This is a genomic window from Pseudomonas sp. NUPR-001, assembly GCF_052147955.1.
Taxonomy (GTDB): domain Bacteria; phylum Pseudomonadota; class Gammaproteobacteria; order Pseudomonadales; family Pseudomonadaceae; genus Aquipseudomonas.
Genome location: NZ_CP197353.1, coordinates 3465360 through 3487516 on the forward strand (window position 1 = coordinate 3465360; position 22157 = coordinate 3487516).

Here is a 22157-nt window from a genome sequence, read left to right on the forward strand (position 1 = left end):
TGCGCGCATGGTTTACGGGCACGGAACGCAAGGTTGATTCCACACACAGAGAGAACCTTAAGCAGACACACAACAACACTACGGGTGACCACACCCGCAACATAGGGACGGAGAGAAGTATGATCAGTGCCGCTGTCGAACCTCATGTAGAGCATTTCACCCCGGACAACCGTGCGTCTGTGACCACGGACTTCACCACGACAGCCAAGGCACCCGGCGCCGACTCCCGGCATAACCCGAACAAACGCAAAGTCCTGTTCGTCACGTCGGAAATCGCCGATCTGGTCAAGACCGGCGGCCTGGGCGACGTTTCTGCCGCCCTGCCGCGCGCGATGCGCCATTTGCATGACGTACGCGTGTTGATTCCGGGTTACCCGCAAGTACTGGAGAGTGACAACCCGATTCACCTGGTCGGTGAGCTGGGTGGCCATGCGGCCCTGCCGCCGTGCAAGATCGGACGCATGGACCTGGCCGATGGCCTGGTCATCTATGTCCTGATCTGCCCGGAACTGTATCAACGTGAAGGCACACCCTATGGTGCCAACAACGGCCGCGACTGGCCGGACAATCACATTCGCTTCGCCCGCCTGGGCCTGGCAGCAGCGGAAATCGCTGCGGGCGAAGGCATGGTGCACTGGAAGCCCGACCTGGTTCACGCCCATGACTGGCCGGCAGGGCTGGCCCCTGCCTACATGCACTGGCGCGGCTTGCAAACGCCAACCCTGTTCACGATTCACAACCTGGCCTATCAAGGGGTGGTCAGCCGTGCCTGCTGCCCGGAGCTGGCGATTCCCGCCCATGCCCTGCAACAGGAAGGCATGGAGTTCTACGGCAAGTTGTCGTTCCTCAAGGCGGGCCTTGCCTACTCCAGCCACATCACCACGGTCAGCGCCACCTATGCCCGGGAAATCACCACCCCGGCATTTGGCTGCGGCCTTGATGGGTTTCTCGGCAGCAAAGCCCAGCAAGGGCTGCTCAGTGGCATCCCCAACGGCATCGATGAAAGCTGGGATTCGGCCAGCGACCCCCACCTGGCCCACCCGTTCAGCCTCAATGACTGGGACGGCAAAGCGGTCAACAGCCGCCAGGTGCGCGAACTGTTCGAACTCAAGCCGTCTACCGGGCCGCTGTTTGCCGTGGTCTCCCGTCTGGTTTACCAAAAAGGCCTGGACCTGACCTTGGGCGTGGCCGATTACATTGTCAGCCAGGGCGGTCAGATCGCGATCATCGGCCGCGGTGAGCCGGAAGAAGAGCAAGCCATGCGCGAACTGGCCCTGCGTCATCCGGGGCAAGTCGGTGTGCGTATCGGCTTCAACGAAACCGATGCCCGGCGGATGTTCGCTGGCAGCGATTTCCTGCTGATGCCGTCGCGCTACGAACCCTGTGGCCTGAGCCAGATGTATGCGCAGCGTTTCGGTTCTCTGCCGGTGGCACGCAACACCGGCGGGCTGGCCGACACCATTGAAAACGGTGTTACCGGTTTCCTGTTCGATGAATCCACGGTCGACAGCTACCGCGAGGCGCTCAGCCGGGCGTTCTATGTGTACGGTAAAAAGGATCTGCTCGGCGCCATGCGCTGCCTGGCCATGACCCAGCCGTTCAACTGGTGCCAGGCGGTGGAACCTTACGCGCGACTGTATGAGGAGCTGGTCGAGCGGGTTCAGGTGACGGGCCGCTGAGGCCGAGGTGGCAGGTATGCCCTTGCGGTCAGATCAATTCGCGACCCACGGGGCCGTGATGCTCGACAGCAACACCGTGCGTTTCGCACTGTGGGCACCCGATGCCCACAGTGTCGAGGTGTGCCTGGAGCCGGACCTGCGCCAGCCCTTGCAGCGTGGTGCCGATGGCTGGTTCCGCGGCCGTTGCCCGGCGGGCGCGGGCAGCCGCTACCGCTATTGCATCAACGGCGAACTGCAGGTGCCCGACCCGGCCTCACGCTTTCAACCCGACGGCGTGCACGGCCCCAGTCAGGTCGTCGACCCAAATGCCTACCCCTGGCAACACAACGACTGGCAAGGGCGCCCCTGGCATCAGGCGGTGATCTACGAGCTGCATGTCGGCCTGCTGGGTGGCTACGCAGCGGTCATCGAGCAATTGCCGCGACTGGCGGCGCTGGGCATTACCGCCATCGAGTTGATGCCGCTGGGGCAGTTTCCCGGTGAACGCAACTGGGGCTACGACGGCGCCCTGCCCTTCGCACCGCAACACAGTTATGGCACGCCACAGCAGCTATGCCAGTTGATCGACCAGGCTCACGGGCTAGGTCTGATGGTGCTGCTGGATGTGGTCTACAACCACTTCGGCCCGGACGGTAATTACCTCGGTCAGTATGCCGGCGAATTCTTTCGCCATGACCGTCATACGCCCTGGGGCGATGCCATCGATTTTCGCCGCCGTCAGGTGCGCGACTTCTATATCGAGAATGCCCTGATGTGGCTGCATGACTACCGCTTCGACGGCTTACGCCTGGACGCGGTGCACGCCATCGATGACCCAGACTTCCTGCAGTTGTTCAACCAGCGCGTGCGCCGCAGCCTGCCCGCCGACAGGCATGTCTGGCTGGTGCTGGAGAACGAGCACAACCAGGCCAGCCTGCTCGGCAGCGGCTTCGACGGGCAGTGGAATGATGACGGCCACAACGCCTTGCATGTGCTGCTGACCGGGGAGGATGAGGCCTACTATGCCGATTACCGTCAGAACACCATCGACAAACTGGCCCGGTGCCTGAGCCAGGGCTTCGTGTTCCAGGGAGAGCCTGATCGCAACGGTCGCCCTCGCGGTGAGCCCAGTGCCCAGCTGCCGCCAAGTGCTTTCGTGCTGTTCTTGCAGAACCACGACCAGGTGGGCAACCGTGCCCATGGCGAACGGCTGACCCAGCTCTGCCCGCCCCAGGCGCTACGCGCGGCCATCACCCTGCTGTTGCTGTCGCCGATGATCCCGCTGCTGTTCATGGGCGAAGACGTGGGCAGTGAGCAACCCTTCCTGTTCTTTACCGATCACCACACCGAATTGGCCGATGCCGTACGCAACGGACGACGCGCCGAGTTCGCCGGTTTCAAAGCCTTCACTGACGCCGAGCAACGGGCAGCGATTGCCGACCCCAATGCGCTGACCAGCTTCAACGCTTCACGCCCTCGCTTCCCGGAAGATCCGCCTGGCCCTTGGCAAGCGTTCTACCAGCAGCTGCTGCAGCTACGCCATCGGCACATCATTGCTCATCTGCCGGGTAGCCGTTCCTTAGGTGCTGAAGTGCTTGCCGACAAAGCCCTGACCGCACGCTGGCGCCTGGGCGATGGCAGCGTGTTGCGTATTGACCTGAACCTCGGCGCCCACGCGGTGCCCTGCAAACTGCCCGCAACCGCCACGTACCTCTACCGTTGCACTGCCGATTCGCCGGACACCGAGCAATTGCCTGCCTACAGCACCCTGGTCAGCCTGCTACCGCCTCACACACCGGAGCCCGCCCATGACTGATGCCCACCTGCAGCACCTGGCGCAATTGGCCGGCATCGCCGTGGACTGGATTGACGCCAACGGCCAGGCACAACGCGTCAGCGACATCGCCCTGCGCCAGGTACTGGCTGGGCTTGGCCATCCTGCGGCGGATACGCAAAGCATCAGTGCCAGCATTGATGCACTCAAAATAGCTCACGACGCCCGTCACCTGCCGCCACTGTTTACCGTCGATGAGCAGCAAGCGCTGGACCTGTCTGCCTACTTCCCCGCCGCCAGTGCTTGCCGGGTGCTGGAGGAGAACGGCAGCGAGCATCACCTGCAACTGGATGCCAACGGCGCGCTGCCGCCCGGGTTGCCGTTGGGCTACCACCAGCTCGAGATCAATGGCCAAGCGTTCATCCTGGCCGTAGCCCCCACACGTTGCTTCAGCCTCAACGATGCCCTGAACACACCCACACCAAGGTGTTGGGGCATCAGCGCCCAACTCTACAGCCTGCGCCGCCCCGGCGATGGTGGCTTTGGTGATTGCCTGGCCCTGGAACAACTGGCCCGCAGTGCCGCCGAGCGCGGTGCCGATGCCCTGGCGATCAGCCCGCTACACGCCATGTTCGCCAGCGATACGCGCCGCTACAGCCCCTATTCGCCGTCCAGCCGTTTATGGCTCAACAGCCTGTACGCCAGCCCGGCAGCGATGCTCGGGGAGCGTGCTGTGCGCATGGCCATAGAGACCCTGGGGCTGGAGGAAACCCTCGAGCACCTTGAGCAACAGCCACTGATCGACTGGCCGCAAGCGGCCACTGCCCGCTATCAGTTGCTGCATTGCCTGTATGAGGACTTTATCGACGGAGATCATCCGTTACGCGTGGATTTCGACCATTACCGCACCCTGGCCGGCGCCCCGCTTGAACAGCACTGTCGTTTCGAAGTGCTGCAAGAACAGGCTCAAGCCCGCGGCCTGACCCCGGACTGGCGCCAGTGGCCCACCGCCTGGCACAACCCCGACAGCCCCGAAGTCGCAGCCTTTGCCGTCGAACATCAGACGCAGGTTCAGTTTCATGCGTTCTGCCAATGGTTGATCCAACGCAGCCTGCAACGTGCCCAGGACGCCGCGCGCAGTAATGGCATGGCCATCGGCCTGATTGCCGACTTGGCGGTGGGCACTGACGGTGCTGGCAGCCAGGCCTGGAGCCGCCAGGATGAACTGCTGGCCGGGCTCAACGTCGGCGCACCGCCCGACATTCTCAACCGTTCGGGGCAGAACTGGGGGATCTGTGCCTTCTCGCCAGAAGGCTTGCGCCGTAACGGCTACCGCGCCTTCATCGAATTGCTGCGGGCCAATTTTGCCCACGCCGGCGGCCTGCGCATTGACCACGTCATGGGCTTGCAGCGCCTGTGGCTGATCCCTCAGGGCAAGCACGCCAGTGAAGGCGCCTACCTGCACTACCCGGTTGACGACCTACTGCGCCTGTTGTGCCTGGAATCGGTGCGCCATCGGGCGATTGTCCTCGGTGAAGACCTCGGCACCGTACCTGCAGGCCTACGGGAAAAACTCGCCGAGCGGGCCATTCTGGGGATGCGCGTGCTGCAATTCGAGCAAGACCCACCCGGCCACTTCAAGCCTATCCTGGACTGGCCCGACAATGCCCTGGCGACCTCCAGCACCCACGATCTCCCGCCGCTGGCCGGCTGGTTACAAGGGCGAGACATCGACTGGAATCAACGCCTGTCACTGATCGACGCGATCACCGAACGACACTGGCGCGACACCCGCAACCACGAAGCCGAGGGGTTGAAACGCGCGCTGGAACGCAATTACGGCGCGCACGCCGACAGCGATCAGTTGATCGACGCAAGTATCCGTTATCTGGGGCATACCCGCGCGCCGCTGGTGCTGGTGCCGCTGGAGGATTTGTTGGGCGTTGTCGAGCAACCCAACCTGCCGGGCACGGTCGACACCCACCCCAACTGGCGCCGACGCTTTGCGCTACCCGCCACCCGACTGCTCGACGATGAGGATGCGGCGCGGCGCCTGGAGCTGTTGGCCCAAGCCCGCGAACAGGCCTGGGAGCGCGACCGGTGACGGCCTTGAACGCCACGTTGCGCGTGCAGTTTCATGCCGGCTTCAGCCTGGACGATGCACTACCGCTGGTGCCGTACTTTGCACGCTTGGGTATCAGCCATCTCTATGCTTCGCCCTTGCTCAGTGCGCGCCCAGGATCGCTGCATGGCTATGACGTGATCGACCCGAGCCAAGTCAATCCGCTGCTGGGTGGCGAGGCCGCGCTGATTCGGCTGGTAGCGGCGCTGCGTTTGCACGGCATGGGCCTGATCGTCGATATCGTCTCGAACCACATGGCCGTTGGCAGTGACAATCCCTGGTGGCAAGACCTGCTGACCTGGGGGCGGCGCAGTCGCTACAGTCAGTTCTTCGACATCCAATGGCACTCCACCGACCCCTTGCTTGAAGGCCAGTTGTTGCTGCCGTTTCTCGCCAGCGACTACGCCAGCGCCTTGCGCGCCGGTGACACACCGCTGAGCTTTGAGCCGCATGAAGGGCGTTTTTACATCCGTCACCATGAACATCGCTTTCCCCTCAACCCCTGCGATTACGGGCACATCCTGTGTTTGAGTGACCACCCTGAGCTTCAGGCGCTGGGTACGCGCTTCGCCGCCTTGCATGGCATTGCCGCGCCTGCCGAGACGGCCGTGCGGTTACAACAGGCACTGGCGGCGCTGGCCGCGCGGGTGCCGATCGACAGCCTGCTCGAAGCCTTCGACGGGCGCACCGTAACAGGCTTCGAACGCCTGCACCGTCTGCTCGAACAGCAGGCTTACCGTCTGGCCAGTTGGCGCACAGCCGCCGATGACATCAATTGGCGACGTTTTTTCGATATCAATGAACTGGCCGGCTTGCGGGTCGAGCGCCCTGAGGTGTTCGAGGCCAGCCATCAAAAGATTTTCGAATTGATTGGCCGAGGGTTGATCGACGGCCTGCGCATCGACCACATCGACGGCCTGGCCGACCCACGCGGCTACTGCCGCAAACTGCGGCGTCGCGTCGATGCACTGCTGGCACAACGGCCGCTGCACGCGGCGCTGGATCATTTGCCGATCTACGTCGAGAAGATTCTCGGCGCCAACGAGCAGTTGCACCGTGACTGGGGGGTGGATGGCACCACCGGTTATGAGTTCATGAACCAGGTCAGCCTGCTGCAACATGACCCCGCTGGCGAGCTGACCCTGACTGACGCCTGGAGCGCCCTCAGCGAGCGCCCGGCCTTTGCCGAAGAGGTGCGCCTGGCCCGCCAGCAGGTGCTGGGCGCAAGCCTGGCCGGCGACTTCGAATCGGTGGCGCAAGCACTGTTGCAGGTCGCGCGTGATGACCTGATCAGCCGCGACCTGACCCTGGGCGCGATTCGCCGGGCGTTGCAGGCACTGGTGGAGCATTACCCGGTCTACCGGACTTACCTGCATGCTGGCGGCTGTCCAAGCCAGGATGCCCCCTTCCTTGAGCAGGCATTGGCGGGCGCTCGACAAACTCTCAATGAAGGCGACTGGCCGGCGCTCGACGCACTGCAGTGCTGGCTCGGTGGCCAGCCATGGCGCACGCTACCGCCCGGTCGTGCACGCAAGCACTTGCGTCATGCCTGCATCCGCTTCCAGCAACTGACGGCGCCTACCGCTGCCAAGGCCGTTGAAGACACCGCGTTGTATCGCTCGGCCGTGCTGCTTTCACGCAATGACGTGGGCTTTGATGCCGAGCGTTTCAGTGCCCCGGTTGCCGACTTCCACCATGCCAATGCACAGCGTCTGCAGCATTTCCCGCACAACCTGCTGTGCACCGCGACCCATGATCACAAACGCGGTGAAGACCATCGTGCGCGCCTGGCCGTGCTGAGTGAGCGCAGCCAATGGTTCGCCAGCCGTGTCGAGCACTGGTGTGAGCTTGCCGCACCACTGTGCAGCACGCTGGCTGACGGCATCGCGCCGGGTCCAGCCGAGCAGTGGTTGCTGTACCAGACCATACTCGGCAGTTGGCCCATGGACCTCGACGAAAGCGATACCTTGGCACTGCAGGCATACGCCGAACGCCTGCAGCAATGGCAACGCAAGGCCTTGCGCGAAGCCAAGCTGCGCAGCAGCTGGAGCGCGCCCAACGAGGCCTATGAGCAAGCGTGCCTGGCGTTCATTCACGACCTGTTGCTCGACCCACAAAGCCAACAGTTACGCCATTCTCTAACCCAGGCCGCGCAGTCCATCGCCTGCGCTGGGGCCCTGAACAGCCTGGGCCAGTGCCTGCTGCGCATGACGTCCCCCGGTGTGCCCGACCTGTATCAGGGCACGGAGTTCTGGGACCTGAGCCTGGTCGATCCGGACAACCGCCGCGCCGTGGACTACGCCGTGCGGCGCCAGGCTCTGGACGACAGCACCCATACGGCGCAGTTGCTTGAGCAATGGCGCAATGGCCGCATCAAGCAAGCGCTGATCAGCCAGGTGCTGCAACGTCGTCAGCAATACGCCGAGCTGTTCGCCTACGGCCGCTACCTGCCCGTGCAGGTGCACGGCAAGCACGCGCAGCAGGTGCTGGCATTCGCGCGGATAAGCGATGAGGCGCGCGCGCTGGTGATCGTCCCGCGCCTGGCCTGTGGCTTGCTTGCTGAAACATCAATGCCCTTGATCCCGGCACAGAACTGGGACGATACCCACCTGCGATTACCGTTTGACTTGTCACCTGCCAATTGCTCGGGACTTTTTGCCAGCAGCGTAGTCACAGCCTCAAAGGAGCTGTTACTCAGCGCTGCACTCAAGGAGTTTCCGGTCAACCTGTTGATTGATCATGCCTAAGCCCTCAGGAGCGTCGAGATGAGTATTGAAGAAAAACGTGTACGTGAATTTGCCTACCAGATCTGGGAGTCCGAAGGTAAACCCGAAGGCCAGGAGTCGCGCCACTGGGAAATGGCCCGCAAGCTGGCCGAAGCGGAATCACTGGCGCCGAAGGTTGCGCCGCGCAAGGCCAAGGCCAAGCCGGCTGCAGAGACGGTGCCGAGTAAGCCGGCGGCGGTGAAGAAGCCGCGTGTGAGCAAGAAGCCACCTGTTGCTTGATTGTTTTCGCGGGGCAAGCCCGCTCCTACCGGGGCTTGCCAGGCGACTGAAGGAGCACTATGAAAAAGCCGATGCCCGCCGCCGAACCTTCACGCCTGCGTGAAGGCCTGCCATTTCCCCTGGGGGCCACCTGGGATGGCCTGGGGGTTAACTTTGCCCTGTTCTCGGCCCACGCCACCCGGGTAGAGCTGTGCCTGTTCGATGCCAGCGGCGAGGTTGAGCTTGAACGCATTGAACTGCCGGAATACACCGATGAAATCTTCCATGGCTACCTGCCGGACGCTCACCCCGGGCAGATTTATGGTTACCGGGTACACGGCCCCTACGCGCCACAACAAGGTCACCGCTTCAACCCCAACAAGTTGCTGATCGACCCTTACGCCAAGCAACTGGTGGGCAGCCTGAAATGGTCCGAGGCGCTGTTTGGCTACACCATTGGCCACGCCGATGGCGACCTCAGTTTCGATGAGCGCGACAGCGCGCCGTTCGTGCCCAAATGCAAGGTCATCGACCCCGCCTACACCTGGGGGCGCGACCAGCGCGTCGGAGTCCCCTGGGACCGCACCATCCTCTACGAAGCCCATGTGCGTGGCATCAGCATGCGTCATCCAGCGGTACCGGAAGCGAATCGCGGCACTTTTGCCGGGCTGATGTGCGATGAACTGCTCAACCATATAAAGCAGCTGGGTGTGTCTTCCATCGAACTGCTGCCGATTCACGCCTTCGTCAATGATCAGCACTTGCTGCAAAAGGGCTTGAACAACTACTGGGGCTACAACAGCATCGCCTTTTTCGCCCCGCACCCACGCTACTTGGCCAACGGCAAGATCGCCGAATTCAAGGAGATGGTCGCGCACCTGCACGACGCCGGCCTGGAGGTGATTCTCGATGTGGTCTACAACCACACCGCCGAGGGCAACGAGCTGGGCCCGACCCTGTCGATGCGCGGTATCGACAACGCCTCTTACTATCGGCTGATGCCCGAGGACAAACGCCTCTACATCAACGATTCGGGCACTGGCAACACCCTGGACCTGAGCCACCCTTGCGTCTTGCAATTGGTCACCGACTCGTTGCGCTACTGGGCCGGGGAGATGCATGTCGATGGCTTTCGCTTCGACCTGGCGACCATTCTTGGCCGCTATCACGAAGGTTTCGACGAACGCCACAGCTTCCTCGTCGCCTGCCGTCAGGACCCGTTGCTCAGCCAGGTCAAGCTGATTGCTGAACCCTGGGATTGCGGCCCCGGTGGCTATCAGGTCGGCAACTTCGCCCCCGGCTGGGCCGAGTGGAACGACCGTTTTCGCGACACTGTTCGCGCCTTCTGGAAAGGCGATGAAGGCCAGTTGGCGGACTTTGCCGCGCGTATGACCGCCTCCGGTGAGCTGTTCAATCGCCGTGGCCGCCGGCCCTATGCTTCGGTCAACTTCGTTACCGCGCACGATGGTTTCACCTTGCGTGACCTGGTCTCGTACAACGACAAACACAACGAGGACAACGACGAGAACAATGAAGACGGCAGCAACAACAACCTGTCGTGGAACCACGGTGTCGAAGGCCCCACCGATGATGCCGACATCAACGCCCTACGCCTGCGCCAGATGCGCAACTTTTTCGCCACCTTGCTCCTGGCCCAGGGCACACCAATGATCGTCGCTGGCGACGAGTTCAGCCGTACCCAGCACGGCAACAACAATGCTTACTGCCAGGACAGTGAAATCGGTTGGGTCAACTGGGCCCTGGATGACGAAGGCGCCGCCCTGCTCAAATTCGTCAAACGCCTGACCAAACTGCGCCTGGCCTATCCAGTGCTGCGACGCTCACGCTTTCTGGTAGGCGATTACAATGAGGCTATCGGCGTCAAGGATGTCACCTGGCTCGACCCGCACGCCAATGAAATGAGTGTTGAGCAATGGCAGGACAAGCAAGGCCGCTGCCTGGGCATGCTCATGGATGGTCGGGCTCAGGTCAGCGGTATCCAGCGCCCGGGCGCAGATTCCACCTTGCTATTGATCGTCAATGCGCACCACGACAGCGTCACCTTCAGCCTGCCACAGGTGCCCCAAGGTGAGCACTGGAACTGCCTGATCGATACGGACCGGCCCCAGTTGCGCAAGGGTGAACGCCATGAGTTTGCAAGCCCGCTGCAGGTTGCAGGGCGCTCGCTGGTGCTGCTGGAACTGCAGCCAGAAGACGACAGTTGAACAGTGGAACTGTGATCCCCAGAGCCGGTCCCATGCAGTAGGCTTGTTGATCAGGAGCAATCGTGAACGTCAAACCCGATCCTACTCTCCTTTCAACCACACAGGCAGCATCGCCGGTGCGACGCCTGCAAGTGCTCACCGTCAACACCCACAAAGGCTTCACGGCTTTCAACCGGCGCTTCATCTTGCCGGAATTGCGTGAGGCGGTGCGTAGCACCCAGGCCGATATCGTCTTTCTTCAGGAAGTACTGGGCAGCCACGACCGTCATGCGGCGCGCTACAGCGGTTGGCCGAAAACCTCCCAGTACGAATTTCTCGCCGACAGCATGTGGACCGATTTTGCCTATGGACGCAATGCGGTCTATCCCGACGGCCACCATGGCAACGCGCTGCTGTCCAAATACCCGATTATCGAGCACCGTAATCTGGACGTCTCGATCAACGGTCCGGAACGTCGTGGCCTGCTGCATTGCGTGCTGGATGTCCCCGGTCAACCGCACGTCCACGCCGTGTGCGTACACCTGTCATTACTGGAAAGCCATCGGCAAAAGCAATTGCAACTGCTGCGCCGTCTGCTTGACGCCTTACCCGCCGAGGCACCGGTGATCATTGCCGGAGACTTCAACGACTGGAAGCTGCAGGGCAACCGAACCTTGGGCCTGCATCGGGGGCTGCATGAAGCGTTCGAACGCCATCACGGCCTGCTCGCCCGAACCTATCCGGCACGCTTGCCGTTGTTGCGCCTGGACCGCATCTACCTGCGCAATGCCGGTAGCCATGCGCCGCGAATACTGAGCAATAAACCCTGGAGTCACCTGTCCGATCATCTGCCTCTGGCAGTGGAAGTGCAGCTCTAGCAATGATTCGGCATAGCCGTGCTGGCTGAAATCGCCAGCACGACTATACAAAGTAAATAATTGTTTAATTTCAGCAAATTGCCCCATCCAATAGCTTGACAACGGTTATTTCACGCCTTCTTGACGCCCGCCCGCTCCTCTCCTTAGCTACATGTAATGCAGCATTGCGTAACTCGATTCCGGGCCTCTAGCTCGCGGCTTTCAGCGCGCGAAAGAGACTGGTTTTGCTGGTTTGGGTCGCCCTCTGGTTTTGTTTTACAGCCCGTGACATCAGGCCAGAATCCTTGGCTGTTACATCAGAGGAGATCCGCCATGAAAAAAGCTCTGAATCCTACTGGCTTTGAGTATGTTTTCTACGCGGTTTCCACGTCGCTGCTACTGGCAACCCCGTTGGAAACCTTCGCGTCGGGCCTGGAAGACAACGACCCGTTCAGCACCCTTGTACAAGCACAGGCACACGCCCTACCCGCGTTATCGCTGACCCCGGTCAGCGCCAGCGGCCTGGGCCTGAATGCCCTGAGTGCCTTGTCTGAACGCCTGGCCGAGCGCAACGCGCCCCTCGCCAATGACAGCATCGCCAGCCAGTGGGCACCGTTCTTCCCTGCAACGCCGATGAGAAACGGCGCGCCTGCCCCTGCGCGGCTGGAAATGAACAATCAGAGCCTACAGATCAGCCCGGACCTGTTCATACGCGAAAGCAGCAACGGCAATATTCACCGCGTCGGTTTCTTTGTGGGTCACAGCAACCTGCAAAGTGGCTTCGATGGCATGCGCAAACCCCAGGTCGGCGACAAAAAATCCAACGTCAGTCTGGAAGGTGAGAGCCTGGGTATGTACTGGAGCATGACCCATGATCAGGGCTGGCATGTGGATGCCGTCGCCATGGGTACCCGTTTCGACGTGAACGGCCGTAGCGAAAACGGTCAACGTCTGGATGGTGATGGTCACGCGCTGACCTTGTCGGTTGAGGGCGGTTACCCGATTAGCCTGGGCAACAACTGGACCCTCGAGCCGCAAGCGCAGTTGATCAACCAACAGTACTTCCCCGGCAGCCAGACCCAAACCGATACCCGCCAAGCCTTCGAGCAACAACCCAACTGGACCGGCCGGGTCGGTGCCAAATTGTCTGCACGCTACAACGTGCGCGGCATGCCCATCGAACCCTTCGTCCGCACCAACCTGTGGCACGACTTCTCCAATGCCGACAACGTCAGCCTCGACAAGGTCGACAAGATCAGCAGCGGGCGTAACTCGACCACGGTGGAACTGGGCTTGGGACTGGTGGCACGGGTCACCCCGAAAGTGGCGTTGTTTGTCAGCGCCGACTACAGCAGTGATATTGATGACAATGACCTGAACGGGGTAATCGGCAACCTCGGGGTCAGAGTCAGATGGTGAGGTATCCGTGAGTGTAAATGGGGTCGTTCAAGGCGGCGACAATGTGCATCGTTAATGCCATCAAGCCGCCGGACTCACGCCTGTGAACAACGCGCGCCCTACGACAGATGATCATGATTTTTGCAGCACAGAACCGAAGAGCCGCTAAGCTGAGAACCGGCGAGCCCGGAAACTCACAGCAAACGCTAACTCGTCATACAGGGACGTACTATGAAAAATTGGACTGCACTGCAACGCCAGCGTCTGATCGAATTGCCCGATTTACTTGATTACCTGCCGTTGCTGATTAAAGACTTGGGGTTTTGCTTCTACGCCTATACCTTCATTCACCCCTGCCAACAAGACAGCACCACCAACTACCCCGCCCGTTGGCTCGCCCATTGCGAACGCCACGGTCACTCCCCGCATGAGCCCATCGACGCCCATTGCCGGACTTCCCGCCTGCCACTGCTGTGGACCGCTAATACCTTTCACAACTCACCCGAGAGTTGGGCTGCGGCACAAGAATGCGGCCTGCGCCACGGTTGGGTTCAACCTTTGCATGACCAACAGTCGCGCAGCAGCTTGAGCATCCTGCGCCCTCACGTGTGCATCTCAACCCAGGAGCTTTACGAAAAAGCTGCGCAGGTCATGTGGCTCGGCGAACAGCTACACCGGGCTTCCATGCGCTTTTTCACACGCTCGAACAATAACCAGGCGCCGGGAACATCGGTTTATAGAGCCTGACGTCTGACAACCGTGAGTTCACGCTCAGCCGCTGCATAAGCATCCACACAATAGCCACATGCAGCTACTGACAAAAATGCCAGTTACCGCCGTGTATCGCTTCAATTACGCTCACTGAGACGCCGTATTTACCTCTGAGAAACACAAGGATCGTGCCAGTGAAAACACTCACTCTCTGCGCTGCTGTTACAGGACTGCACCTGCTCGCTCAAAGCGCATCGGCAGCTGAATTACCCGAGCGTATCGAATCCATCGAACATAAAACGGCCCACTGCTTTTCGGCTCCTCCAGCCGTCAACTGCGAAGTATCCGCAGTGGTGCGAACAGGAGGAAGTCTGATACTTGCCAATGATAAGCCGGTACCAGACCGCGAAGGCGCTGCTGTATTCACGCTCGCTTTCGCAGAGGGGCAACTCAGTGGACTGCCAAGCTATTTGCCCGGCAAGGCACTCAAAGAGGCAGACAAATTCGAAGCACTTACAACAACACTCGATGGTCGATACGTCATCGCCAGCACCGCGTTCAACAAAGCCGGTACTGAGCAAAACCCTCGCGCCGACGTGCTCAACACCCTCGTTTACTGGCCGGTAAATGATCCCCAGTCAGCCAAAGTACTGTCGCTGTCTTCACGCGGCGGAGTCAGCAGTTCAATGACCCTGCGCAAGCAGATTGGTGAAGCCGTTGGTTCGCCCTACTTTCAAATCGAAGGTATCAGCATGGCGCCGAGCGAGCCAGGCATGGCCAGCCGTGCGGATGAGCAGTTGATTCTGGGTGTTCGCAAGCACGGCAACAGCAGTGCTGATTCAGCATTCAGCTTTCTGCTCATCTCAGCGCATGTGAAGCTCAACGACGGCGAGCTGAGACTTGTAGACAGCTTCAAGAACATCAAACGACTCGAACTGAGCGCGTCAGGGCATGCGCTCGGGCTGTCGGGCATCGAATATGACCGTTACAACCAGGACCGGCTCTACGCGGTGACCAGTTTTGAGCAGACGTCAGTCGATGATAAGGGGAACAAGGTCGACGAAATCGGTGGATTTCTGTGGGTGCTGCCGTTCACTGAAGGCAAACCGGGTGAGCCGCGGCTGGTGCACCGTGCAGATGGCAAAGCGCTGATGTTCAGCAATAAACCCGAAGGTGTAGAAGTGCTGGACGCCCGGCACATACTGGTGGTTCACGACGATGACCGTGTGGAAGTGCAAACCTCGGAAGCCGGCATCAAACGCGGTAACAGCGAGTTCGCTTACAGTCAGATCACCTTTGCGCACGTGCCCCCTGAGCAAGATTCCGCCGCAGCCGGCCCTGCTGTACACAAAGAGGTGCTCAATGTTGATCGCGGGGCAAGCCCGCTCCCACCGGAGCCGCTTGAATAGCCATTCAAGGCTGTTGCTCCCATGCTTGGCATCCTGGCGGAAACGAAAAAAGACGCCGAAGCGTCTTTTTTTGTACCTCGCAGACTTCCGTAGAATTCTGCAAGGCTATATCTGGAGCGGGAAACGAGACAAGCACTAAGCTTATAAGTCTTTGATTTCCTTCGCTTTCATTTCACTGTGCAAATCAGTGAAGCCACGATTCTAGCCTCGTTTTCGCGCACCGTCAACGAAGTCGCTCCAAAAATTTCCATCAACCGCCAGTGACGGCCAACGAAGTGGCACAGAACGTGAGAACGATCGCCCTTCCGTACGCCGACCGATGGTGCCTTCGCCATGCAGGTCACCCTTCAAGCTCGCCGCCGTTCCGATGAGCATCTAGCACATGCAATCTCACCTGGCCCTTGGCCCACGACGTCGCGTCGCATCGGCAGCTTCTTAATGCCCAGATGCTGCTCATCAGGTGCCAGTTGTCGCGAGCAAAAAGAAGTCAACCGAGGATGCTCGTCTCCGGAGCCCGACCTCTGAGCTTTACGGATCGCCCCTCGTGCTACGCAAAGGAACGATCCTCGAAGTCACCACCAAGACTTTGGGCCATGCTCCGGCTGTAGTTCTTGGTCAGGGCAACAGATACTCTTTCTGGCTTCTGCTCTAGGATAGAGACAGCAGGTGCACCGCGTGAACACGGACAACCGCTAAGCCTGTGACCGTGTTGCAAAGCAGCGGGCAACAACATGCCCGCGACATCTGTAGCCTAGCGAAGAATCTGCATCGTGGAGCACGTCACTTGCCCATGGAACCTTGCCCAGCTTGAGACTGGGAGACGTAGCGAAGATGCCCCGACACCTTAGAGCAGCACATGTGATCATGTCGCGTTAGGCGATCACCACCATCGTCGTGAAATTCTCTCTGTGTCGAATTTGGTCTAACAGCATTCGCGCTCGGTCTCACCCAAGAGCCCCGGGTGCTAAGCGACCAGTTTTACAAGCCACCGACGGCCAACATAGACCTCCAGGGGGACAGAGGAGACCTAAATGGTCTTGCCGGAGCAGGCTGCCTCCATAACGCTGGCATGTGCGGACACGTACCACTTGTGAAAACACACCGTTCGCCGACTCCAGGGCATCGTCTTTTCATTGATGACTGGCTTGCCCATTCGTCGAATACAACGCAGCCCTGCACTCGGGCATCGAGATGCAGGATCCTGAAGAAATTAACTCAGCAACATCATCGGACCGACGCGCAGTCGGTAGCAGAGGAGTAAGTGATGTAGCACTCCCCAAAGGAGCTTGATGCATGCATAAGGATCCGCCAAGGTCTAAGGTGTTCTATCGCCCCATCGAAGCAGCCATCCGATGGGCAGGTCTTCTGAGATACAAGCAAGCTATTTTGTCCGCGATTTCTTCGCTGCGATGTCTGCCCACGAGGCTAGAATGCCCGCGCTGGGAAGAGTTAATGCTGTGCAACGATCGCATTTATGATGCGATCGTCAACGGCGATCTCCCGTACGGCCGAGAGGGCATCACACTCAATGACGAGTCGCTGCTTGGCACCAGCGATTTGACAATCAGACACGTTGACCTCAAAAGGTGGATGCAGATGCACTACCCGGAGCACCGTCCGGGCTTCCTGTTCAGCCGGGCGGAGCGAATCGTGCACCCCGTTATCACCCTAGAAACAGGTCAGGCGATGCTGATCGAGCGTCAAGCACTGAAGGCCGAGTTAGAACACTGCCGTCGTAAGTTGCAGGCGCTACAAGAAAGCCATGACGGGCTACTGAAACAAGCATCTCGCATCCCTGCTTGCAGCCAATGTCCCATCACCGAACGGGCTGAGTCTACATACCTCAACATAGTTGGGGGAATGCTCGATCTGATGCTGGGTCAATCACCAGCAGGAGCGGCCTACTCATGCTTCAGGACCCAAGAGGCTGTCGTCTCAGCCCTGATTGCTCATCACAGCGGAGCTATGGGTATCACCGAGCGTACGCTGAATGGCAAGTTCGCTCTGGCGCGCAGAAAGCTCCGCGACTCCAGCTAGTAGAACGCGGCCCCTCTCACCGAAACCGCGTTCGTGGCAGTTAGGCAAGCTTGTATCTGCAACTCCGGAAATTGCATTTGCAATGTACTTCAGCAGCCATGTCTATTGAATAGAGGTCACGCCAACAAACGCCACTGAGCGTTAAGGAGTGACCAACATGTCGCAGACACCGGTACTGCAGCCAGGCGAACGCCGCATCTTGCGGCTTGATGAGGTCGAAGCCAAGTCGGGCTTCAAGCGCGCGCACATCTATGCCCTCATGAAGAAGGGCCAGTTTCCGCAAGCCTTGCGCCTTGGCGTACGGGCGGTCGGCTGGGACTCAGTCGAAGTCGATATCTGGATCAGCGATCGCCTGAAGAACCGGGTGCCCCCGTCCCCACATACACACGACGCCTGAGGAGAGAGCCATGCAGGTTGTCTCCATCATTTCAACCAAAGGCGGGGTCGGCAAGACAACCACCGCAGCCAATCTCGGTGGATTGGTCGCAGACGCCGGGTTGCGCGTGCTGCTGATCGATCTTGATGTACAGCCGACCCTATCATCGTACTTCGAACTAGCGCACCGAGCGGTCGGAGGCATCTATGAGCTACTTGCCTTCAACGAGCGCCGTCCAGAGCAGTTGATCTCCCGCACCGTGATTGACGGACTGGACTTGGTGCTGTCCAACGATGATCGCGGCGAACTCAACACATTGTTGCTGCATGCGCCAGATGGCCGATTGCGCCTACGTCATCTGCTACCAACGCTTGCCACTCGGTATGACCTTGTGCTTATCGACACCCAGGGCGCGCGTAGCGTCATGCTGGAGATGGCGATTCTTGCATCGAACATGGCGCTGTCGCCCGTCACACCCGAGATCCTGGCGGCGCGAGAGTTGCGTCGGGGTACTCTTCAACTGATTGAGGATATTGCGCCCTATCGTCATCTAGGCATCGAGCCGCCTACGCTGCATCTGCTGATCAACCGTGTTCACCCCGTGTCATCGAATGCCAGGCTGATCCAACAGGCCTTGCGCGATGTATTCCTGGGACACGCTGGTGCGCGCGTTCTGGATACCAATGTTCCGGCTATCGAGGCCTATCCGCGTGCGTCAACGCGGGGCCTGCCGGTGCATCGAGTCGAGTATCGGCAACCTTTGGGCCGCGTCGCACCCGCTGCACTGGAAACCATGCGAGCCCTAGCCAGCGAACTGCTACCAACTTGGCAAGAGCACTTCGCATTGGTCACCGGCAAGACTCCTGAGATAAAGGAGGCCGGCAATGGCGAACGCGCATGAGTTGGCCCGCGGTCACAAGAGGCTGAAAGCGTTGATTGAGTTTGCACTGGCTGAAGGCTGGCATGTCAAACGCACACCCGGTGGCCACTTGAAATTCACCAAGACCGGCTGCTCGCCGATCTACACCAGCTCAACTGCAAGCGACCATCGCGCGGGATTGAATGCACGTGCTCAAATCCGACGCGCAGAGCGAGAGGCAGTAGACCACTTACGGGCCGCTGTTCCGGGAGCCAGCCATGGCTGAAATGACCCAGAAGGACATGGCTGAAAAACTGCTCGCTGCGGGCTTTCCACGCAACGGCCCAAGCGCCTCCGCACTGAGCGACCCGATCGCCGATACGCCCATGGTGGTGACGTTAGACCAACTGCGCTCGTATGACCATGACCCCCGCGTCAAACGCAACCCGGCCTACGAGGACATCAAGGCATCCATCCGCGAACGGGGCCTCGATGCTCCACCTGCGATCACCCGCAGACCTGGCCAAGAGCACTATGTCATCCGCAACGGCGGCAACACCCGGCTGGCGATCCTGCGCGAGCTGTGGTCCGAGACCAAGCAAGAGCGCTTCTATCGCATCTCATGCCAATTCCGTCCTTGGCCGGAGCGTGGCGAAATAGTCGCCCTTACCGGGCACCTGGCGGAGAACGAGCTACGCGGGGGGCTGACGTTCATCGAACGAGCCCTCGGTGTCGAAAAGGCGCGAGAGTTCTACGAACAGGAGGCTGGCAGCACGTTGAGCCAGTCGGAGCTAGCAAGGAGGCTTTCAGCTGACGGATATCCCGTCCAGCAATCGCACATCAGTCGCATGCGAGATGCGGTTCACTATCTCCTTCCGGCTATCCCGAACGTTCTTTACGGCGGCTTGGGCCGCCATCAGGTGGAGCGCATTGCAGTAATGCGCAAGGCCAGTGAGCGCATCTGGGATCGCTACGCCGCCGAGCGAAAACTAACCTTGGGATTTGAGGATTTCTTTCAAGACGTGCTGGCACAGTTTGACGTTCAGCCGGACGAGTTTTCCGCCCAGCGAGTGCAAGACGAGCTCATCGGTCAAATGGCGGAGCTCCTGAGCATCAACTATGACACGCTGAGCCTGGATCTCAATGAGAGCGAGAACCGCCATCGCGCCTTGATCAGCGAGCCGTCCACCTTCCCACAGCATGAGACAGGAGTGCTTAGCGAAGCAAGTGAGACAAGGAAAACCTCGCCTTCCGGCTCAAGTGACCATCCGTCTGAAATCCCCAAAACGGCTCCCGATACATCCCCTCGACCTTCAGTTCGGTCGCCCGAAAATTCGACACCACCTACCACGGCAGCCTCCGATCAAAAATCAGCCGATGACGAGACTTCGACCGGAAACAATGCTGCAGGAGCATTTCTACAAGATCACATTGTCTCCCGCGCACCAACGACTGAACGTTTGCAATCGATACAGCGCCTCGTCGCGGGGCAGTTGGGCGATGCGCTTCCGCCAGACTTCGAGCAAAACGTGCTGCAGGCGATTCCCGTCCAGGCGGGTGGGCTCTATCCGATTTCAGATGTCTGGTACATCGATCCCGGCCTCGACGCCCCCGAGTATCTTCGCGTCCACATTGCTCAGTTTGCGCGAGAAATTGCGAACGAGGCTTCGCTTGTCGACTGTATCGCACCATGCGACTACGGCATTGGATTCCGATGCCTGCCGGAAAAAACCGGTGAAACTGAAGCCGCCTCGGGGGCCTGGATGCTTTTGGCGTCCCTTTGCGGGCAAGGGTCTGCCGCGGAGTTGGATCGTCTCCCTCAGTCCCTGCCGCAGCTTCTGCACGGCAAGGGTGACCTCGCCAAGCGGTTGAGTGACACCGCGCTGGTCAAGCTGTTCCGACTGCTGCGTCTGGCTCGCCGCCTGCTGGATCTTGAGTCCGGTGGCGACGATCACGGCATGAGCAAAGGAGGCTAGCCATGTCGCCCCCCCATCCGCTCAACCAAGCCGTCATAGCTCAGGCCCTCCATGACCTGCGCAATGGGCAGTTGCGTCGTTGTAAGGCGATGGGGTTTGGCGATGACGACTTGGACGCACTCAAGCATCCGGCCCTCATCAGCGTTTTGGCCAATGCATCCGTGTCTTGGTGCTCCGTCTCCATCAATCGCGAGGTGCTACGTCGCCTGCTCACTCAGGCTTTGGACGTAGAGAAGGAAATCGCGACCGTTGACCGTATGCTGCGTCTGGGCGCGAGCACTGAGATGGTCAGCCGCTTCTACGGCCTGACCCATCAGGAAGTCGCCCTGCGCCGCGAGATCCTCAACCTGCCGAAGCGAAAAGGCCGGCATCCTGTACTGGACGAGACACAAGATACAGAGCTGTGGCGGCGCTGGAAGGAGCTAACTGCGCGGCAGACTGTAGACCGCGACAGTGAGGTTTCGCTCCTGTCGGTCGCCATGGATCTTGCCGAAGGTATGGCGTTACCTCTGTCGGTGATCTGGGCCACCATCAAGTCCTGGATCGACCAGGGACTGGTTTAGCTCATGGCAGTGGAAGATGGGTCTCAACGCCGTGGCCCTGTTCCGCTGTCGGACCTGTTCGATGGCGCGTTGAAAACTCTTGCGGCCCAACAGCAGACCGCGCCAGCGCCTACCCCCACGGACGGGTTCCTGTACAGCGGCAACCGGCACGAAAGCGTGCCCCGTTCGCTGTTTCTTGATCGACGGCTTACACCACTGGAACGAAACGCCTGGCAAGTATTTCGTTTGCTGCTCAACGACGATGGGCTCACCGCATTCCCTACCTACGAGCAACTGCGTCCATGGCTGGCGTCCATGCCTTGTGGCCCGCAAGCCTCGCATGAAACCGTCGCACGGGCTCTGACTCTACTACGCCTGACACGCTGGCTTAGCCTCGTCCGCCGGCGACGCGATGCCTCGACAGGTCGCATACAAGGGAACCTCTACGTGTTGCACGACGAACCCTTGACGCCATTCGAAGCCATGCAACTGGATCCTGACTACCTGGGCTTGGTCAGCCAGGCGCTGGGCCATTCAGCAAAGGCAGTTCAGGCCGTTGGTGTCCAGACGCTCAAGGATATTGCCGAAGACCCGATGCTCAGCGGCCGAGAGTTGCCAACGCGCCTGCAGGTGCTTACACAACGCATGACCAAGGGCGGCTGGCTCACCGAAAGTTATTCACAGGACGACACCAGCCACGATTCCGAAGAAGGCTCGGACCGCTTTCTTCGGAATGCCGATGCACCGGCTACGGAATCCGAAGCAGGAGCGAAACCCGCGCAAAACGCCTCTCTTCGGAATCCGAAGGAGGACCGTACAGTACGTAAGGAAAGTATTAATGAAATACGTACTACCGCGCGGGCGCGGGCGCTGAACAGCCTGCAATGGCCAAAACGTTTCTCCGATCTCAAGCCCGAACAACAAGGAGGGGTGATGGTGGCGCTTCAACAGGTCGAAGAGCCCATGCGCCAAGCCGTCCTTGACGAATGGGACGCACGCTGTAAAGGCACATCAATCCGTAATCCGGCCGGTTATCTGTTTGGCATTGTTCAGCGCGCTATTCGAGGCGAATTCAATGCTTGGGCTGGTCAGGTCAAGCCAGCCCCCCCTCCGGCGTCACTTCAACCGGCAGAGCCACGAAATGTTGTGCCACCAGAACTGGCCCGTAAGCACATCGAACGATTGCGTGACCTGCTTAAGAAGAGCTAAGCGCGTACAAGCAACGTCTTTTTAAGCTATCCCCAGGGGAT

Annotated in this window: 17 protein-coding genes; all 17 read left to right on the top strand. The window is 60.0% G+C overall.

Features of this window, described 5'->3' with window-relative positions:
* Positions 1-119: 119 nt before the first annotated feature.
* The 17 genes from glgA to ACP6KB_RS15540 all read left to right on the top strand — a co-directional run bounded on the left by glgA (position 120) and on the right by ACP6KB_RS15540 (position 22116).
* The gene (gene glgA / locus ACP6KB_RS15460; protein ID WP_442107921.1) at positions 120-1679 is read left to right on the top strand and encodes a glycogen synthase GlgA; all 1560 of its coding nucleotides are present in this window, start codon (positions 120-122) and stop codon (positions 1677-1679) included.
* Between the two features lie 16 nt (positions 1680-1695).
* On the top strand, positions 1696-3474 hold the full coding sequence (gene treZ, locus ACP6KB_RS15465) for a malto-oligosyltrehalose trehalohydrolase (RefSeq protein WP_442107923.1): 1779 nt from the start codon (positions 1696-1698) through the stop codon (positions 3472-3474).
* Positions 3467-5536 (top strand): 4-alpha-glucanotransferase, encoded by a 2070-nt coding sequence (gene malQ, locus ACP6KB_RS15470; RefSeq protein ID WP_442107925.1) that lies wholly within the window; start codon positions 3467-3469, stop codon positions 5534-5536. The genes treZ and malQ overlap by 8 nt, the downstream gene beginning before the upstream one ends.
* Positions 5533-8301 (top strand): malto-oligosyltrehalose synthase, encoded by a 2769-nt coding sequence (locus ACP6KB_RS15475; RefSeq protein ID WP_442107927.1) that lies wholly within the window; start codon positions 5533-5535, stop codon positions 8299-8301. The genes malQ and ACP6KB_RS15475 overlap by 4 nt, the downstream gene beginning before the upstream one ends.
* 18 nt (positions 8302-8319) lie before the next feature.
* Complete coding sequence (locus tag ACP6KB_RS15480; protein ID WP_442107929.1) at positions 8320-8559, top strand: DUF2934 domain-containing protein; 240 nt, start codon at positions 8320-8322, stop codon at positions 8557-8559.
* A gap of 59 nt (positions 8560-8618) precedes the next feature.
* Complete coding sequence (glgX, locus tag ACP6KB_RS15485; protein ID WP_442107931.1) at positions 8619-10763, top strand: glycogen debranching protein GlgX; 2145 nt, start codon at positions 8619-8621, stop codon at positions 10761-10763.
* A 62-nt stretch (positions 10764-10825) separates the two neighbouring features.
* Complete coding sequence (locus ACP6KB_RS15490; protein ID WP_442107933.1) at positions 10826-11620, top strand: endonuclease/exonuclease/phosphatase family protein; 795 nt, start codon at positions 10826-10828, stop codon at positions 11618-11620.
* Positions 11621-11932: 312 nt separating this feature from the next.
* Positions 11933-13018, top strand: a complete 1086-nt coding sequence (locus ACP6KB_RS15495; protein WP_442107935.1) for an autotransporter outer membrane beta-barrel domain-containing protein — start codon at positions 11933-11935, stop codon at positions 13016-13018.
* A gap of 210 nt (positions 13019-13228) precedes the next feature.
* Positions 13229-13744 carry an autoinducer binding domain-containing protein gene (locus ACP6KB_RS15500; RefSeq protein WP_442107937.1) on the top strand — a complete coding sequence of 172 codons (516 nt, stop codon included), beginning with the start codon at positions 13229-13231 and terminating at the stop codon, positions 13742-13744.
* A gap of 158 nt (positions 13745-13902) precedes the next feature.
* A complete protein-coding gene (locus ACP6KB_RS15505; RefSeq protein WP_442107939.1) occupies positions 13903-15117 on the top strand; it encodes a hypothetical protein in 1215 nt (404 codons plus the stop codon).
* Positions 15118-16410: 1293 nt separating this feature from the next.
* Complete coding sequence (locus tag ACP6KB_RS15510) at positions 16411-17154, top strand: hypothetical protein (protein WP_023098648.1); 744 nt, start codon at positions 16411-16413, stop codon at positions 17152-17154.
* Positions 17155-17311: 157 nt separating this feature from the next.
* Positions 17312-17551, top strand: coding sequence for an AlpA family transcriptional regulator (locus ACP6KB_RS15515; RefSeq protein ID WP_023098647.1), 240 nt, complete (start codon positions 17312-17314; stop codon positions 17549-17551).
* 10 nt (positions 17552-17561) lie between these two features.
* Positions 17562-18431 (top strand): ParA family protein, encoded by an 870-nt coding sequence (locus ACP6KB_RS15520; RefSeq protein WP_023098646.1) that lies wholly within the window; start codon positions 17562-17564, stop codon positions 18429-18431.
* On the top strand, positions 18415-18675 hold the full coding sequence (locus tag ACP6KB_RS15525; RefSeq protein WP_074198446.1) for a hypothetical protein: 261 nt from the start codon (positions 18415-18417) through the stop codon (positions 18673-18675). The genes ACP6KB_RS15520 and ACP6KB_RS15525 overlap by 17 nt, the downstream gene beginning before the upstream one ends.
* Positions 18668-20365 (top strand): ParB family protein, encoded by a 1698-nt coding sequence (locus ACP6KB_RS15530; protein WP_023098645.1) that lies wholly within the window; start codon positions 18668-18670, stop codon positions 20363-20365. Before ACP6KB_RS15525 ends, ACP6KB_RS15530 begins: the two co-directional genes overlap by 8 nt.
* Before the next feature lie 2 nt (positions 20366-20367).
* The gene (locus ACP6KB_RS15535) at positions 20368-20928 is read left to right on the top strand and encodes a DUF2857 domain-containing protein (protein WP_023098644.1); all 561 of its coding nucleotides are present in this window, start codon (positions 20368-20370) and stop codon (positions 20926-20928) included.
* Positions 20929-20931: 3 nt separating this feature from the next.
* The gene (locus ACP6KB_RS15540; RefSeq protein WP_023098643.1) at positions 20932-22116 is read left to right on the top strand and encodes an STY4528 family pathogenicity island replication protein; all 1185 of its coding nucleotides are present in this window, start codon (positions 20932-20934) and stop codon (positions 22114-22116) included.
* The last annotated feature ends 41 nt before the right edge of the window (positions 22117-22157 follow it).